This window comes from Marinobacterium profundum (assembly GCF_001528745.1).
GTDB classification, from domain to species: Bacteria; Pseudomonadota; Gammaproteobacteria; order Pseudomonadales; family Balneatricaceae; genus Marinobacterium_A; species Marinobacterium_A profundum.
Genome location: NZ_BCNS01000110.1, coordinates 1 through 15,756, shown reverse-complemented (window position 1 = coordinate 15,756; position 15,756 = coordinate 1). Strand labels below are relative to the sequence as shown.

Sequence of the window (15,756 nt, the reverse complement as noted above, 5' to 3'; positions counted from 1 at the left end):
GTTTTGGCCGGTCCAGACCAGATAGCCGCTTTTGCAGGTTGGAGTGAGCTTGCGAATTCCGACAAGCATCGCGCAGCGATAGCGCTATTGACTTGGGTCTCGCCGCCGCGATGCAATTCGCCTGAAGCTCATTGGCTCCCTACAGGTTAAGGTGCCGCAGCCACATCTGCAGTGCGGCGAGGGTTCAACCGGGCGGGGTACAGCCAGGCTCAGCCAGAGTTTTCAGAGACAGCAGCCAGGCGAGTACGAGACCGACGAGGGCCCCCAGGAGTATGCGCTGAAAGCTGATATCCCAGTCGATTAGAAAGCCCAGCAGCGCCGGAGCGATACCGGTGGCGAAGACCATGCAGGCACTGAGGGTGGAGCGCACGCGGCCGAGGTTTTCGCCGCCCCAGAGGCTGACCAGCAGGCTGTTGACCACAGGTTCCTGCATGCCCATGGTCAGGCCGCCGCCAATCAGCAGCAGCCAGATGCCCAGATCGCCGCCGACCAGCAGCGCGAGTACCAGCGCCAGCGCAAAGGGCAGAATATAGAGCCGGGCGATACGCTGCGGGCCTATCTGATCCACCCAGCGCCCCGCCAGCAGTGCCCCTGGCAGTCGTGCTGCGCCCATGGCGGTCAGGGCCAGGGCATAGGTGGCGAGGGAGGCGCCAAAGTCGCTGGTCATCTGGGCCTGGTAGATGAAAATGCCGGTCATGGTGATGGGCAGCGTCATCAGCAGCGGTAGCATTCGCCAGAAACGCCGCTCGCGCAGGGGTCTGGGACCCTTGTCACTCTGGCTGCGATCAGGCCGAGCTGCCGGGGCGCTGGGCCAGGGCAGCAGCGTCATTAGCATCAGCCAGACCAGCAGCAGGACGCCGATAAAGCTCCACCAGAGCGCCTGCCAGCCAAGCACCAGCAGTACCAGCGCCACCAGCGGCGGCAGCAGCATTTCCCCCATGGGCACACCCAGACTCACCAGCCCCAGGGCCCTGCCGCGGGCGATGGTGAATTCGCGCCCGGCCAGCGTATTGCCCAGGTGCGTAAAAAGTCCCTGGCCACAAAGGCGTACCAGCCCCAGCCCCAGCAACGCCGGCAGAAACCAGGGCGACAATGTTAGCAGCAGGATTCCGCTGGTCATGCCAGCCAGCACCATCAGGGCAAAGCGTCTGGGAGGAATCCAGTCCAGGGTCGGACCTATATTGAGCACCAGGAAGCCGGCGCAGAGGGTAACAGCCGCATAGGCGCTGCCAAATTCACCGGCGCTCAGGCCGAGCTTTTCAGCCAGTGGAGCCTGAAACAAACCGATAAAAAAGCTTTGCCCCAAGTTACCGGAGAACACAGCCAGCAAGGCAATGCCCAGCAAACCCTTTTGATTTTGCAGCAGATATCCGTATCCCGGCGTACTCATGCAGCTTCCCTGTGACGGCTGAACATTATTAGTGTGGCAAATTGGGCGCCCGGCCATTGTGATGCTGCATCTTTGATGCCGGGGCGGGTACTATTCTATGCCAAGCGACCGGTTGCAGTGATCGCTTTTTGCATTCGCTGTGTTAAATGTCGCTGGATGTGCAGGAGAGTTCTGACAAAAGGGTTGCTTGAGGTCGAACGGAGGATACCGGCGGCGATCAGGCCACCGGTATGTGCTGGAGGCTAAGCGCAGAAGGTCAGATAGGATAATGACGGGGTCCGAGTTGTACCGTCATCCAGCGCAGTTCGGTGAATTCCTCAATCCCGGCCTTGCCACCAAAGCGGCCGTAACCACTGGATTTGACGCCGCCAAAGGGCATTTGGGGTTCATCATGCACGGTGGGCCCGTTGATATGACAGATGCCCGATTCGATCTGGCCGGCAACTTTCATGGCACGGGCGATGTTCTGGCTGAACACCGCAGCCGAAAGTCCATAGTCGCTGTCATTGGCCACCCGAATCGCCTCGGCTTCGTCCTTGACGCGGATCAGCGCGAGCATTGGACCAAATGACTCTTCACGGTACAGCCGCATATGCTCCTGCACGCCGTCAATCAGTGTTGCTTGCATTATCACGCCATCCGCCTTGCCGCCTGACAGCAGGCGCCCGCCCTTGCCAAGGGCATCGTCCAGCAGGGCATTGAGTTTGAGGCCTGCTTCCTGGCTGACCAGGGTACCGAGCATGTTTGTTGTGTCGTTCGGATCACCCGCCTTGAGGGAGCGGGCTTTTTTCGCCAACTTTTCCGCAAAGGCATCAGCCACGGTGTCTATGACTATCAGGCGCTCGGTCGACATGCAGATCTGGCCCTGATTGAAAAAAGCGCCAAAGGCGGCGGCATCAACGGCGGCATCCAGGTCCGCATCCTCCAGGACCAGCAGTGGAGCCTTGCCGCCCAATTCCAGCAGCACCGGTTTCAGCAGACGTGCGGCTTTTTCCGCAATAATGCGGCCCACCTGGGTAGAACCGGTAAAGTTAATGCGCCGTATCGCCGGATGTTCAATCAGTGCTTCGACTACCTCGGCTGCCTGTTCCGGCGCGTTGGTAATGACATTGACGATCCCGTCACCCAGGCCCGCCTTGTTTAGCACCTCGCCGATCAGCAGGTGGGTTGCTGGGCATTGCTCTGAGGCTTTCAGTATCACAGTGTTGCCGCAGGCCAGCGGGGTGGCGATGGCACGGGTACCCAGAATGATGGGCGCGTTCCAGGGGGCGATTCCCAGCACCACGCCACAGGGAACACGAATGCCCATGGCCAGGTTGTCGGGCACGTTGGAAGGGATTATATCGCCGCCGATCTGGGTCGTCAGCGACGCCGCCTCGCGCAGTACTGAGGCTGCGATCATGACATTGAACCCGGCCCAGCCGGGGGTAGCACCGGTTTCGGCGACCATAGCCTCGATGAATTCAGCCTGGTGAGCTTCCATCAGATCGGCAGCTTTTAGCAGCTTGGTTCGGCGCACCCCCGGGCTGGTGCTTGACCAGGCAGGGAAGGCCGCTGAGGCGGCATCGGCCGCAGCTTTGGCGTCAGCCACACTGGCGGCAGCGGCCAGGGTTGTGGCTTCACCGTTAAACGGGTTATGGCGCACGAAAGTGGCGTTGTCCTGTGCCTGGCAGTGTTGGCCGGCGATCAGCAGTGACAATTTATTCATGACATCCTCGCAATTGGGCTTGGTTATTATGGTTGCGGTCTGGATCAGGTGTCAGCTTGCGCAGCTTTGGCGCAGGTCCAGTGCGGACTGGTATACATCCTGGGCTGTTTCAAGGCCCCGCTGCTGCAGTGTGTTCAGGTAATTTTTGGTGCCCTGCTTGAGCGGTACTGACCATTGCGCATCGTTTAGCGGATCGTCCATCACGCGAATGGTGTGCCCAAGGTCAATGGCTTCCTGACGGCCTTCTTCATCCAGTCGATTGAAGACATTGCCGGCGGTCATGGCCCATTTCATACCACTGTTGTTATCGATAACCGTCTTCATTTCGGGCGACAGGCTCTGGTAAACCCCCTTGTTCATGGTCGCCACTATGATGCCGGTGTAGTAGGGCACCTGCATGTGATAGTTTGCCAGCTCGTTGATGCGGAAAACCTTCATGGCCTCCCAGGGGAAGCTAAGACCGTCGACCACGCCACGCTGCATGGCGGAGTAGATTTCGGGTGCCGGCATGCCAACAGGCTGGGCTCCCATGCTGCTCAGCATCTCGCCAGCCACTTCGCTGGGGCGGCGTATGCGCAAGCCTTCCAGGTCTTTGGGTGACTGGATATCGGTGTCGCGTGTATGCAGGTAGCCAGGACCCGTGGTGAACATAAAGAGGACATGGGTATCGCTGTATTCCTGCGCAATGGCCCCGTTATCGTATAACGACTGAAGAATACAGGCGCCCTGGGGAGCATTGTGGGCAACGCCCGGTAGCTGCACGATTTCCGACAGCGGGAAGCGGCCTGCGGTATACCCCTGCAGTGTCACGCTGATATCAGCGATGCCGTTGACCACGGCATCGTAGGCCTTGTTGGACTTGCTTAACGTCTGCGAGGGGTAAATCTCCACCTGCAGTTCGCCGGCCGAAGCCTCCTGTACGCTTTGTGCCCAAGTTTCGAAAATTTCTTTTTGTACGGCTGAGGTCGCCGGCCACAGGTGCGCCAGACGCAACGTGGTATCGGCCGTGGCGGTGATGCTCAGGCCCGTGATGGAGGCGGCGAGCAGGTAGCGGGAAAGGAGCTTCTTCATGCTGTTATCCTTGCTTTTGTTGTTGGACAGGATGGGTGATTTAGTGAGATCTATTGGTGTGCTATGGCTCGATGGTGGTGGTGGCGACTTCGATCAGCACCGGTTCCTGCATGCCAAGGGCCTGTGAAAACGCTGTTGTGAATGCTTCAGGCGAGCTGGCCTCGAGCGCTCGAACACCGTAGCCCCTGGCCAGGGCGCAAAAATCCAGCCCCGGAACATCCAGCCCGGGGGAGTTTTCGGCAGCCAGCAAGCGCGAAAACCAGCGCAGTGCAGCGTAAGTACCGTTTTTCAGAATGATAAAAATGACCGGGACGCGGTACTGGGCGGCACTCCACAGAGCGGAGATGGCATAGTTGGCTGAGCCGTCGCCGATGATGCCTATCACGCGTCGACCGGGCTGTGCCAGTTGCACGCCTACCGCAGCGGGCAGGCCAAAGCCAAGGCCGCCTGCGGCGGGGAAGTAGTAGCTGCCAGGGTGGCGCATTTCGACACGCTGCCAGAAAGCGCTGACAGTGGAGGTGGACTCCTTGACGTAAATGGCATCCTCGGGCGCCAGGGCATTGATCAGATCAAACAGAGTCTGCGGTGCCATCCAGTCGGCGCCACTTGCTTGGGGCTCAGGCTGAGAAACCGGCTGTGGGCTGGGCAGGGCCTTTGGCTGCGGCCGCTGCTGCTGGTCAACCAGGGGGAGAAGCGACTCCAGCATGGCATGAATGTCGCCGATCCAGGCATCGCCCATGGGAGCGCGGGCTGCTTCCTGAGCATCGCAGGTTAAATGAATCAATTGGGCGCCTGCGGGCAGGTAGGTACCCGGGGCGTACTGGTGATAGCGGAATACCGGTGCGCCAACAACCAGAATCAGGTCATGCCCCTCCAGCTGCGCCGAAATCCCCGCAATTGCCGCCGGAAGTACGCCGCGGAATGATGGGTGGCGGGTCGGGAACGGGCACCGCGACGCCGAAGGTGCAACCCAGGCAGGCATGCACAGGCGCTCTGCCAGGGTAACGGCCAGCGCGTTGGCCTGATAAGCATCGACATCCGGCCCCAGTACCAGTACCGGGTTTTTCGCGCCATTAAGACGCCCAGCCAGTCGAGCAAGCTGTTGGGCTGAGGGCAGTCCGTTACTGCAGACTTCCCTTTCTACTAACAGTGCCGAGTCGTCACTGACTTCGCGTGCCCAGTCGTCATGGGGAATGGAGAGATACACAGGTCCGCGAGCCGGCAGGTTGGCGGTATGAATCGCCTGACTCAGGGCGCGTGGCACATCTTCGGCGCAGGCCGGCTCGTAGCTCCATTTCACCAGTGGGCGGGGCAGTTGCACGGCGTCGACGTTAGTCAGCATTGATTCTACGCCCACCATGGCGCGTGCCTGCTGGCCTGCGGTCAGCACCAGTGGAGAGTGGGAATACCAGGCGTTGGTCAGCGCCCCCATGGCATTGCCGGTACCGGCTGCGGCGTGCAAATTGACCAGGGTCGCTTTGCCGCTGGCAAGGGCAAAGCCATCCGCCATACCGAGTACTACACCTTCATGCAGCCCCAGAACATAGTTAAAGTCTTCCGGAAAGTTGCGCAGAAAAGGCAGTTCGTTGGAACCTGGGTTACCGAAGACGGTGGTCAGTCCCTGGCTGCGCAGTAAGTCGTAGGTGGCAGAATGAACGGTAGCCATGTGTGTATCTCCGGGATATCAATTCTGGTACCTAAACTAGCGAGCCTGTTAAAATAGATCAAATTGATAGTATTTCTTATTAAAATAGATGGTATCTATTAATGGCCCGATTTGATCTCAACCTGATACGCACTTTGGTCAAACTGTATGAAACGCGCAGTGTGACCCTTACCGCCGAGCAGTTGTATGTCACCCAGCCAACGGTGAGTTACTCGCTGGCACGTTTGCGGGAGTTGTGTGCGGACCGGCTCTTTGTGCGCACGCGTGAGGGGATGGAGCCGACGGTGATTGCCGAGCAGCTGTATGTCACTTTTCAGCAATCATTAATCCAGATTGATGGGGCTATCAGTAGCCGTCGACACTTCGATCCGGCACTGTCGGAGCAGCGATTTCGCCTGGCAATGACGGATTTGGGGGAGATGGCGCTGTTGCCGGTGATACTTAGACACTTGCATGCCCAGGCGCCGGGCGTCGAGCTGGAAGTGGTGCCGCTGGAGATCGACAAGGTCGATGAGTGGCTGATAACGGGCAAGGTCAGCGCCGCAATCTGCAGCCGCCCGCTCAGCACACCGGGTATTGAGCGGCAGTTTATTGTTGCCGAACGCTATGTTTGTGTAATCAATGAGCGTTACGCGCCTTCCCCGGATAACTTGACGCTGGATGAATTTCTCCGTCAGCGTCATGCCGTAATTCCCCGATTTTCCGGTCATGGGATGGCTGAGGACGTACTGGACTCACTGGGGATCCGCCGCAAGATCAGTTTGGTCGTGCCGCATTTTTCCATTCTGCCGGCTTTGTTGCAGGGCAGCGATCTGATGGTGGTGCTGCCGTATCAGATCGCCTGCACCTTTGCGGCAAGCGTGCCGCTTAAAGTGTACGAACTGCCCTTCAAGGTGGCGCCCTTTGATGTGGCGATACACTGGCAGAGTCGCAGCGCGGCATCGCCCGCAGAGTGCTGGCTACGAACGGCGATTATTGAGGCAGTGGGGGCTGGTGGCGATGATGGCCCTGCCCGGGCGATGCTGAGCACTGGGAAAACTGTGTAAAGTGCCGCCTAATGGCATGCATCTATAGCCTTTGCTTCAAAGGCAGGTAGTATTTCATGCTACAGGCCAAAGCCTTCGCTAAAGTCGCTTTTGCCCAAAAATCAAGCGCCCTCAGTCAGTTGCGCCCGCCCGCAAGAATGGAGTCACCACATGGAAACCACGGCGATCCTCACTATTGTTCTGCCGATCTTGGCGTTTATCGCCGCTTGGGCCCTCGCCCACTGGCGTGCCCAGGGTGACACTCAGCAGCTGCACAGGGATCTGGAAATGGCGCAGGCCGAGCTTGCCCGCGTGCAGCGGGTGCAGAGCGAACAGCAGACCGCGCTGGCCGCCTTGACCCAGGCCAAGGCGGCGCGGGACATGGACGCCGTGAGGCTGGAGTCGGAGCGCGACAGTGCCCTGAAACAGATGGCGACTCAGGAGCGGATCAGCGCTGAGCAAAAAGCGGAGATCGGCCAGCTGCGACAGTCCGAGCACCAGGCGCGGGAAGCACTCAAGGGCGCCCAGATCCAGGTGCAGGAAAAACAGCAGGCGCAGGAAAATTATCAGCGCTGGTGGGAAGAGGCCAAGGCGGAGCTCAAAGCGCTGGAGGCGCACTACGGTCAGCTGTCGAATCAGCACAGTGAGCTGAAGTCTTCGCAGGAGGAAAAACAGCAGGCGCAGGATAACTACCAGCGCTGGTGGGAAGAGGCCAAGGCAGAGCTCAAAGCGCTGGAGGCACGCTATGGTGACTTGTCTAATCAGCACAGCGAGCTTAAAACCTCGCTGGATGAAAAACAGAAGAACTTCGCCGAGCAGCTCAAGTTGCTGCAGGACAGTCGTGAGTCGCTGAAAAAGGAATTTGAGCACCTGGCCAGCGAAATACTGGAGCGCAAGGGCAAGGCCTTCAAGGAGCTGAACCAGGAAAGCATCAGCAATCTGCTAAGTCCGCTGCATACCGAGATGAAGGGCTTCAAGGCCAAGGTGGAGGATATCCACGCCCGGGATGCAGAACAACGCGTGCAGCTGCGCACCGAGTTGCAGAACATGCAAAAGCTCAACCGGGAAATCACTGATCAGGCCGACAAGCTGACCACTGCGCTGCGCGGGCAGAAGAAGGTGCAGGGCAACTGGGGTGAGCTGATGCTGGAGAACGTGCTGGATAACTCAGGCCTGCGCCTTGGCATCGATTACAGACGCGAAGTCAGCTTCAACACCGAAGAGGGCCGGCAGCGCCCCGATGCCATCGTTTATCTGCCCCAGAACAAGCATCTGATTATCGACGCCAAGACATCGCTGCTGGCTTACACCGAGTACGTCAACGCCGACTCTGACCTGGTGCGCAACCAGGCAATTGCTGCCCATGCCCAGGCCGTGGGCGATCGCATCTCCGAGCTGGCCGATCGGGATTACTTCAAGCTGCCAGGGCTGAATTCACCGGAAGTGGTGGTCATGTTTATTCCCATCGAGTCCGCCTATGTCGAGGCGCTGAAGTACGATGACACCCTGTTTCAGCGCGCCATCGAGCGCAACGTACTGGTGGCCACCCCGACCACCCTGCTTACCAGCCTGAATATAGTGCGCCAGCTGTGGCGCTTTGAAGATCAGAACAAGCACACCGCGGAGCTGGCGAGCCGGGCGGAAAAGTTCTACAGCAAGCTTAATGGCTTTCTGACCAGCATGCAGGGGGTCGGCAATCAGCTCGACCGCGCCCGGGCCAGCTACGACAAGGCCTTTGGCCAGCTCTACAGCGGCAAGGCGAACCTGATCAAGCAGGCGTCGGAGTTCAAGGACCTGGGGGTCTCGGTACAAAAAGAGCTGCCGGCCGAGCTGGTGGAGCGGGCCAACCTGGAACTGGGTGAGGAGTTGCAGGAATTACAGGGCGTGCAGGTGTTGGAGTAGGCGGAAAATCGGCGCCGATACAGTGGCTGTATCGGTATGTAGGTTGGGTGCAGGCCCGAAGGGGCCTAACCCAACGATGGGCGTAACCCAACAATGCGCCATCGACTGATGGGTTTCGCTTCGCTGCACCACATCCTACTGGGTGGGTGTACTCCGTTCGGGGCTGGGCGCAGTATTTCAACGGCCGCGTTTACCCAAAGGAGCTTATTTCGTCGGCGCTAAGGTAGCGCCATTGCCCCACGGCAACATCCAGGCCTATCTGGCCGATTCTTTCACGATGTAACGACAGCACGCGATTGCCCACGGCGGCAAACATGCGCTTTACCTGGTGGAATCTGCCTTCGGTGATGGTCAGCAGCACTTCCTTTGGGGTTACCAATTCCAGCACCGCAGGTCGGGTCAGCTTCTGTTCGCCCTGTAACTGCAGGCCATCGGCAAATCTTTGGACAACATCATCGGCAATGGGGTAGGTCAGCCCCACGCGGTACACCTTGCTGCAGGCCTTGTCTGGCCGGATGATCTCGAAGGACCAGCGGCCATCGTCGGTGACCAGCACCAACCCGGTAGTATCGGCATCCAGGCGCCCGGCCACATGCAGCTCTGCGGGGTTATCAACGTCTATATGCTTGAAGACGGATGGATAGACTTCATCCACATTCGAACAAATGGTATCAGCAGGTTTGTGAAACAGAATATAGCGAAAGCCCCGCGCCTTCAGAATCTGGCCATTGAGGCTGATGCTGTTGTTTTCATGCACCTGAGTGGCGGCGTCCAGAACAATGCTGCCATTGACGCTCAGCTCCCCAGCATTGATAGCCTGGGTGGCTTCGCTTCTGGTCAAGGCGGTACTTTTACAGACAAATTTATCCAGACGCATGGCAGGCAGCATTTCAGGGTGTGAGGGCGGAGGCTCATTATCCCTGGCTTGCGGCTGGAAACAAGGGTTGGGTATACCCGGATGAAATCGATCCGTTTAGCGAGAGCTCGCTTTGCGCTGAATGTTGGCGAGAGGCTATAGCAGCGCAGCTATTTGGGCATCTTGACCCATCAGGGTGCATTGTTTCGCCAGTGTCTGACAGGCGCTGGCGAGCCGGGTGTCGCAGATCAGTTACCCAGATACCACTCTGGCGGGCTCCTTTCGGGCTTGCTTTGGCATTGCAGGCCCCGCTGGCCTGCGTTTTGCTGCCTTTTTCAGGCGATGGCGCGGCTTGGGTGAGTCTGACTATGGCCGTCATAATAGTGGCCGCATAGGTGATTGATAATCAAATCTCAACGCATTGAGTCTGTTTGGGTACAATGTGCGCCCTCGGTGCCCGGGATTTGAACATTAACAGGAGCTTGGAATGACTTTTAATCTGACAATGATGCCGACCACTCTGGATGCGGGGCACCTTGGCCTTGCGGTGCTGGCATTGATATTACTGCTTCTGTGGCTGGCGAAGGGCACCAGCGGAGGCGCTGCGGATTCAGGTACAGAGCAGGCTGCTGCGCCTGTGGTCGCACCCAGGGCCGAAGTTACACCCGCGCCCCAGGCGCCGGTGCAGAGCAAGCCCGTGGTTCAGGCGGCGGTACAGCTGAAGGAAATAACCCCGGATACGGCGTTGCAGCTGCTGTCCCTGTTGCAGCAGGAAGCGCGCTTTGTGGATTTCGTGCGTGAAGATCTTGGCAGCTTCTCCGATGCCGATATTGGCGCCGCCGCCCGCGTGGTGCATGAAGGCAGCCAGAAAGCGCTGAACAGCTACTTTACGCTGGAGCCGGTGCGTACTGAGGACGAAGAGACTCGCGTTACCCTGGCCGAAGGCTTTAATGCCCAGGAAGTGCGCCTGACTGGCAATGTTGTGGGTACGGCGCCTTTTACCGGCACCCTGGTGCACCGTGGCTGGAAAGTGACCGAGGTTAAATTGCCCAAGCTGGCGTCCGGTCATGATACCCGTGTTATTGCTCCGGCAGAGGTTGAACTATGACTACTGAACAGAATTCAGGTGGCAGCCGCTATGCCGTAGGTATCGACCTTGGCACCACCCACTGTGTGCTGTCCTATGCCGATCTGCAGTCCGCTGCGGCGGAGCCCGATGCCGCGCCGCGTATCGAAGTTATGCCAATTCCGCAGCTCACGGCCCCCGGCACCATAGATGAGAAATGGCAGCTGCCATCCTTTCTGTATCAGGCCCATGAGTCCGAACTGTCCGTCGACGAGATTCGCCTGCCCTGGGCGCAGGCACCGGTGATCGTGGGTACCCTGGCGCGGGAACTGGGCAGCAAGACGTCGATCCGGCTGGTCGCCAGCGCCAAGAGCTGGCTGTGCCACGGTGATGTCGATCGCCATTCCGCCTTCCTGCCGCTGAACAGCCCGGAAGAAGTGCCACGCGTATCGCCGCTGGATGCCACAGGTCTCTACCTTGAGCACCTGCGCGAGGCCTGGGACTACTGGTATCCAGAGACGCCGCTGAGCGAGCAGGATGTCACTCTTACCGTACCTGCGTCCTTCGACCCGGCCGCCCGGGAGTTGACCGCCAAGGCTGCCAGCAAGGTCGGTTTCAAAAACCTGACCTTGCTCGAAGAGCCCCAGGCGGCAGTCTACAGCTGGATTGAAGCCAGCAACGGTAGCTGGCGCGATCAGGTGGGCGTGGGCGATATCATTCTGGTAGTGGATGTCGGTGGGGGTACTTCTGACTTTTCCCTGGTGGCGGTGACCGAAGACGACGGCAACCTGGTGCTGAACCGCGTGGCGGTGGGGGATCATATTCTGCTCGGCGGTGACAACATGGATCTGGCGCTGGCCTATCGCCTCAAGGCGAAGCTGGCCCAGCAGGGCACTCAGCTGCAGCCCTGGCAGGTTCTGGGCATTACCCAGGCGTGCCGCGATGCCAAGGAAGCGCTGCTGGCTGACCCCGAGCTTGCCTCGGTTGCCATATCAGTGCCGAGCCGTGGCTCCAAATTGCTCGGTGGCACCCTGCGTACCGAACTGACCCAGGAAGAAGTGCAGCAGACACTGGTGGACGGATTTTTCCCCCAGGTGTCTATCGCTGAGCACCCGGCACAGCAGACCCGCAGTGCCCTGACCCGCATGGGCTTGCCCTATGCACAGGATGCCGGTATCTCGCGCCATCTGGCGGCTTTCCTGAGTCGTCAGCACGCTGCGGCCGATGAGCTGTTCGAGGCGGTAGACACCGCTGAACAGAGCGACGACTTTATCCGCCCCACCCGGGTGTTGTTCAACGGCGGTGTGCTCAAGGCGCCACTGCTGGCCGATCGCATGATGGGCATTATCAACAGCTGGCTGGATGACGCCGCTGCCCCCAGGGCGACCTTGCTGCCGGGGCTGGATCTGGATCTGGCAGTGGCGCGTGGTTCGGCCTATTACGGTGCGGTACGCCGTGGCCAGGGCGTACGTATTCGTGGCGGTATCGCCAGCGCCTTCTACGTGGGTATCGAGAGCTCGATGCCGGCCATTCCGGGTATGGAACCGCCGTTGCAGGCGCTTTGCGTGGCACCCTTTGGCATGGAAGAGGGTACTGAAGTGAGTGTGCCTGGGCTGGAGTTTGGTCTGGTTGTGGGGGCGCCGGTGCGTTTTCGCTTCTTTGGTTCCACCACCAGGCGTGACGACGACGCCGGCATGCTGCTGGAGTACTGGGAGCCGCAGGAACTGGAAGAGCTGCCCGAGGTGCAGGCGGAGCTGCCGGTGGAAGGGCGCAAGCCAGGAGAGGTGGTCGCAGTGTCTGTAGCCTCAAGGGTCACGGAACTTGGCACCCTGCGCCTGGAAGCTATAGCGCTTGACGGTGGTCAGCGCTGGCAGGTTGAACTGGATGTAAGGGAAGGGTAATCACACGGATGCAGTCTCCCCGCTTTATCGTTGGCATTGACCTTGGTACCACCCACACAGCAGTGGCGTTTGCGGATATCAGCCAGGGTGCCGCAGCGGCGCGCTCTGCGATCTTCGAAATCGAACAGCTGGTGGCACCCGGAGAGGTGGCGAAAAAGCCACTGTTGCCGTCGTTTCGTTACCACCCCACCGAGGGTGAACTGGTGGCCGAAGACCTGTTGCTGCCCTGGCCCAAACCGGCATTGCCGGGCGAGTTGGGTCAGGTCGTAGTGGGGGAGTGGGCGCGGGAGCTGGGTTCAAGGGTGGAAGGTCGGCTGGTCAGCAGTGCCAAGAGCTGGCTGTCCCATACCCAGGTCGATCAGAGTGCGGCCATTCTGCCCTGGGCGGCGGCCGAGGGCGTGGCGCGGGTTTCACCGGTACTGGCCAGTGCCAGTTACCTGAGCCATGTCCGCCAGGCCTGGAACCATGAATATCCCACTGATCTGCTGGAGCAGCAGGAGGTTGTTATCACTGTGCCGGCGTCCTTCGACGAAGGGGCGCGGGCGCTGACAGTCGAGGCCGCGACACTGGCGGGCCTGCCAGACGTACTGCTGGTGGAGGAACCCCAGGCGGCCTGTTACGACTGGCACGCGCAGAATCAGCAGCAGGCGGTTACGCTGCTGGAAAAGGTGCGCCTGCTGCTGGTGTGTGATGTCGGCGGTGGCACCACCGATCTCAGCCTGATCAAGGTGGCGGTAAAAGAGGGTGCGCTGACACTGGACCGGGTCGGGGTGGGGGACCACCTGATGCTGGGCGGCGACAATATCGATCTGACGCTGGCCCATAGGGCCGAGCAGCGCATTAGCCGCGGTGGCAAGAAGCTGCGCGCCGCCAGCCTGTCGCAGCTGATCCAGCAGACCCGCAAGGCCAAGGAACGCCTGCTGCAGGAAAATGCCCCCGACAGCGCCGCCGTGACGGTACTGGGTGCCGGCGCCTCCCTGATTGGCGGTGCCAAAAGCTGCGAGCTGAGCCGGGACGAAGTACGCGCGATTGCCCTTGATGGCTTTTTTCCTGTCGAAGATTTCAGCGCCCGGCCGCAGCAGCGGCGCAACGCTGTAGTGGAGTTTGGGTTGCCCTATGCGGCGGACGCCGCCATCAGCAAGCATATCGCCGAGTTTCTGGGGCGCCACGACTCGGCCTGTCGCGATGCCCTGGGGCTGAGTGATGTTAATGCAGCGGCGGTGCCCGATGCCGTGCTCTTTAACGGCGGTGTTTTTAACAGCGAGGCCATCAGCACGCGGTTGCTCGAAACGCTGAATCTGTGGCGTGGTGAGGCCGTGCAGCAGCTGCATAACAGTCAGCCTGATCTGGCGGTGGCCTGCGGTTCCGTGGCTTATGGCCTGGCGCGGCGCGGCGCGACGCTGCGCATTGGTGGCGGTTCGGCACGCAGTTATTTTCTGCGCCTCGACGGCACCCAGGATGGCGCTGACGAGGCGCCTCAGGGCGTCTGTCTGTTGCCCAGGGGCGCCGAAGAGGGGCAGGAAATTGTGCTCAGCGAGCGTCGATTTGCGCTGCGCCTTGGCCAACCTGTACGCTTTCACCTGCTCTCGTCCAGTGCCGATAGCGCATTTAAAGCGGGCGAGCTGGTCTGGCTTGCGGATGACAGCTTCGTTGATCTGCCGCCGCTGATGGCAGCACTTGAGAACGACAAAACCGCGGGGGCTCAGGCGGTCGACGAGGTCGAAGTCGAACTGGTTACACGCCTGACCGAGGTTGGCACCTTGAAGATAGAGTGCGTCGCCCTGGCCGACAGTCGCCAGCGCTGGAATGTCGAATTCCAGATCAGACGCGACCTTGCACGCAAGCGTGCTGGCAAGAGCGCGCTGGCCGAGCTGCCGGCGGGCTTTGAGGCGGCAAAGGCGCTGATCGAGGGCGTATTCGGCCAGAGTAACAAGCAGTTCGATCCCAAGGCGGTCAAAACCCTGCGCAACGATCTGGACAAGTTGCTCGGCAAGCGCGACGGCTGGAGCACGGCGCTGCTGCGCGCCCTGTTTGATACTGTGCTTGAAGGCCAGAGCAAGCGTCGTCGCTCCGAAGCCCACGAACGCGTCTGGTTTAATCTGGCTGGTTACGGCCTGCGGCCGGGGTTCGGTTACCCGCTGGATGACTGGCGTATTCAGCAGGCCTGGCAGCTGTATGACCAGGGCCTGCAGTTCGACAAGGGCAACCCGGCCTGGAGCAACTGGTGGGTGTTCTGGCGCCGCGCCGCCGGTGGCCTGGATCAGCAGCAGCAACAGCAGCTGTTCGATGACATGGCCCGTTACCTTGATCCTGCGGTGCTGCGCAACCGCAAGTTGCTGGCCGAACTCCAGACCCGCGCCTATGACGATATGGTACAGCTGGTGGCTGGGCTTGAGCGCCTGCCGGTGGACACTAAAATCCAGATCGGCAACTGGCTGCTCAAACGGCTGGAGAAAAAAGGTGAACCTGCAACCAGCTGGTGGGCGTTGGGGCGTATAGGTGCGCGGGTGCTGTTTCACCGCAGTGCCCATAGCGTTATCCCGGCGGACGTGGCGAATACCTGGCTGCAACGGCTGTTGAAAGAGGACTGGAAGAAAAACCAGCAGATCGCCTTTGCCGCCGTGATGCTGGCGCGCATGAGCGGTGATCGCAGCCGCGATCTGGAGCCGGAAGACCGGCAAAGGGTGATCGCAAAACTGCAGGATGCCAAAGCCCCTGCGCTCTGGGTCGAGCTGGTGGCCGAGGCCCGTGAACTTAATGATGCCGAAACTCAGCTTATCTTCGGCGAAAAACTGCCGTCCGGGCTCAAACTGATCGACTGAGGTGCATAAGCGACAGGAAGGCCCTAGGAGGCTGTCCGACAATACTCAACCTACTGCGAGCCACCTGAGTTTGGCTGTTTTTTGTGCTGTTTTGCGTTAAATAGAACCACTATTCGCCTTAAAACACCGCAAAAACCCACTCAAATCAGTCGGCTCTCGCTACGGCCAGCATTCTCGGACAGCCTCCTAGACGCTCGATCACAATGACCTTCCTGGGGCTCTCGCCATGACCACGCGCAACCGCAGTACCTCCCTGTTCGACTTCTACGGCCGGCCGCCGATCCTCAAGGCCCTGCCGCTCTCCCTTCAGCCTATTCTGGCGCTGATGATGGGGACGGCAACAGTGCCA

At 60.0% G+C, this 15,756-nt stretch carries 10 protein-coding genes; 5 read left to right on the top strand and 5 right to left on the bottom strand.

Annotated elements, in window-relative coordinates:
* Positions 1-184: 184 nt before the first annotated feature.
* The 4 genes from MPRO_RS11505 to mdlC form a co-directional block, all read right to left on the bottom strand.
* The gene (locus MPRO_RS11505) at positions 185-1,390 is read right to left on the bottom strand and encodes an MFS transporter (RefSeq protein ID WP_067292157.1); all 1,206 of its coding nucleotides are present in this window, start codon (positions 1,388-1,390) and stop codon (positions 185-187) included.
* Between the two features lie 256 nt (positions 1,391-1,646).
* Positions 1,647-3,098, bottom strand: coding sequence for an aldehyde dehydrogenase (locus MPRO_RS11500; RefSeq protein ID WP_067292153.1), 1,452 nt, complete (start codon positions 3,096-3,098; stop codon positions 1,647-1,649).
* 51 nt (positions 3,099-3,149) lie between these two features.
* Positions 3,150-4,169 (bottom strand): TRAP transporter substrate-binding protein, encoded by a 1,020-nt coding sequence (locus tag MPRO_RS11495; RefSeq protein WP_067292151.1) that lies wholly within the window; start codon positions 4,167-4,169, stop codon positions 3,150-3,152.
* A 61-nt stretch (positions 4,170-4,230) separates the two neighbouring features.
* Positions 4,231-5,835 (bottom strand): benzoylformate decarboxylase, encoded by a 1,605-nt coding sequence (mdlC, locus tag MPRO_RS11490; RefSeq protein ID WP_067292148.1) that lies wholly within the window; start codon positions 5,833-5,835, stop codon positions 4,231-4,233.
* Positions 5,836-5,936: 101 nt separating this feature from the next.
* On the opposite strand from mdlC, the gene MPRO_RS11485 reads away from it, so the two are divergent.
* Both MPRO_RS11485 and MPRO_RS11480 read left to right on the top strand, forming a co-directional pair.
* Complete coding sequence (locus MPRO_RS11485) at positions 5,937-6,881, top strand: LysR family transcriptional regulator (protein ID WP_067292144.1); 945 nt, start codon at positions 5,937-5,939, stop codon at positions 6,879-6,881.
* Positions 6,882-7,031: 150 nt separating this feature from the next.
* Positions 7,032-8,762, top strand: coding sequence for a DNA recombination protein RmuC (locus tag MPRO_RS11480; RefSeq protein WP_067292141.1), 1,731 nt, complete (start codon positions 7,032-7,034; stop codon positions 8,760-8,762).
* A 190-nt stretch (positions 8,763-8,952) separates the two neighbouring features.
* Here MPRO_RS11480 and MPRO_RS11475 read toward each other — a convergent pair whose 3' ends face one another.
* Positions 8,953-9,639: a pseudouridine synthase gene (locus MPRO_RS11475; protein WP_067292195.1), complete on the bottom strand. Its 687-nt coding sequence runs from the start codon at positions 9,637-9,639 to the stop codon at positions 8,953-8,955.
* Positions 9,640-10,105: 466 nt separating this feature from the next.
* Between MPRO_RS11475 and MPRO_RS11470 the strand changes: the two genes are divergently transcribed.
* Genes MPRO_RS11470 through MPRO_RS11460 form a run of 3 tightly spaced genes read left to right on the top strand, consistent with a single transcriptional unit; the run spans position 10,106 to position 15,407 of the window.
* A complete protein-coding gene (locus tag MPRO_RS11470) occupies positions 10,106-10,726 on the top strand; it encodes a DUF2760 domain-containing protein (protein ID WP_067292138.1) in 621 nt (206 codons plus the stop codon).
* The gene (locus tag MPRO_RS11465) at positions 10,723-12,585 is read left to right on the top strand and encodes an Hsp70 family protein (RefSeq protein WP_067292134.1); all 1,863 of its coding nucleotides are present in this window, start codon (positions 10,723-10,725) and stop codon (positions 12,583-12,585) included. Before MPRO_RS11470 ends, MPRO_RS11465 begins: the two co-directional genes overlap by 4 nt.
* Before the next feature lie 8 nt (positions 12,586-12,593).
* Positions 12,594-15,407, top strand: a complete 2,814-nt coding sequence (locus MPRO_RS11460) for an Hsp70 family protein (protein ID WP_067292131.1) — start codon at positions 12,594-12,596, stop codon at positions 15,405-15,407.
* Positions 15,408-15,756: the final 349 nt, after the last annotated feature.

Excerpts from the sequence above, each read along its gene's own strand:
- MPRO_RS11505 (WP_067292157.1), bottom strand. The coding sequence starts at position 1,390 with ATGAGTACGCCGGGATACGGATATCTGCTGCAAAATCAAAAGGGTTTG.
- MPRO_RS11500 (WP_067292153.1), bottom strand. The coding sequence starts at position 3,098 with ATGAATAAATTGTCACTGCTGATCGCCGGCCAACACTGCCAGGCACAG.
- MPRO_RS11495 (WP_067292151.1), bottom strand. The coding sequence starts at position 4,169 with ATGAAGAAGCTCCTTTCCCGCTACCTGCTCGCCGCCTCCATCACGGGC.
- mdlC (WP_067292148.1), bottom strand. The coding sequence starts at position 5,835 with ATGGCTACCGTTCATTCTGCCACCTACGACTTACTGCGCAGCCAGGGA.
- MPRO_RS11485 (WP_067292144.1), top strand. The coding sequence starts at position 5,937 with ATGGCCCGATTTGATCTCAACCTGATACGCACTTTGGTCAAACTGTAT.
- MPRO_RS11480 (WP_067292141.1), top strand. The coding sequence starts at position 7,032 with ATGGAAACCACGGCGATCCTCACTATTGTTCTGCCGATCTTGGCGTTT.
- MPRO_RS11475 (WP_067292195.1), bottom strand. The coding sequence starts at position 9,639 with ATGCGTCTGGATAAATTTGTCTGTAAAAGTACCGCCTTGACCAGAAGC.
- MPRO_RS11470 (WP_067292138.1), top strand. The coding sequence starts at position 10,106 with ATGACTTTTAATCTGACAATGATGCCGACCACTCTGGATGCGGGGCAC.
- MPRO_RS11465 (WP_067292134.1), top strand. The coding sequence starts at position 10,723 with ATGACTACTGAACAGAATTCAGGTGGCAGCCGCTATGCCGTAGGTATC.
- MPRO_RS11460 (WP_067292131.1), top strand. The coding sequence starts at position 12,594 with ATGCAGTCTCCCCGCTTTATCGTTGGCATTGACCTTGGTACCACCCAC.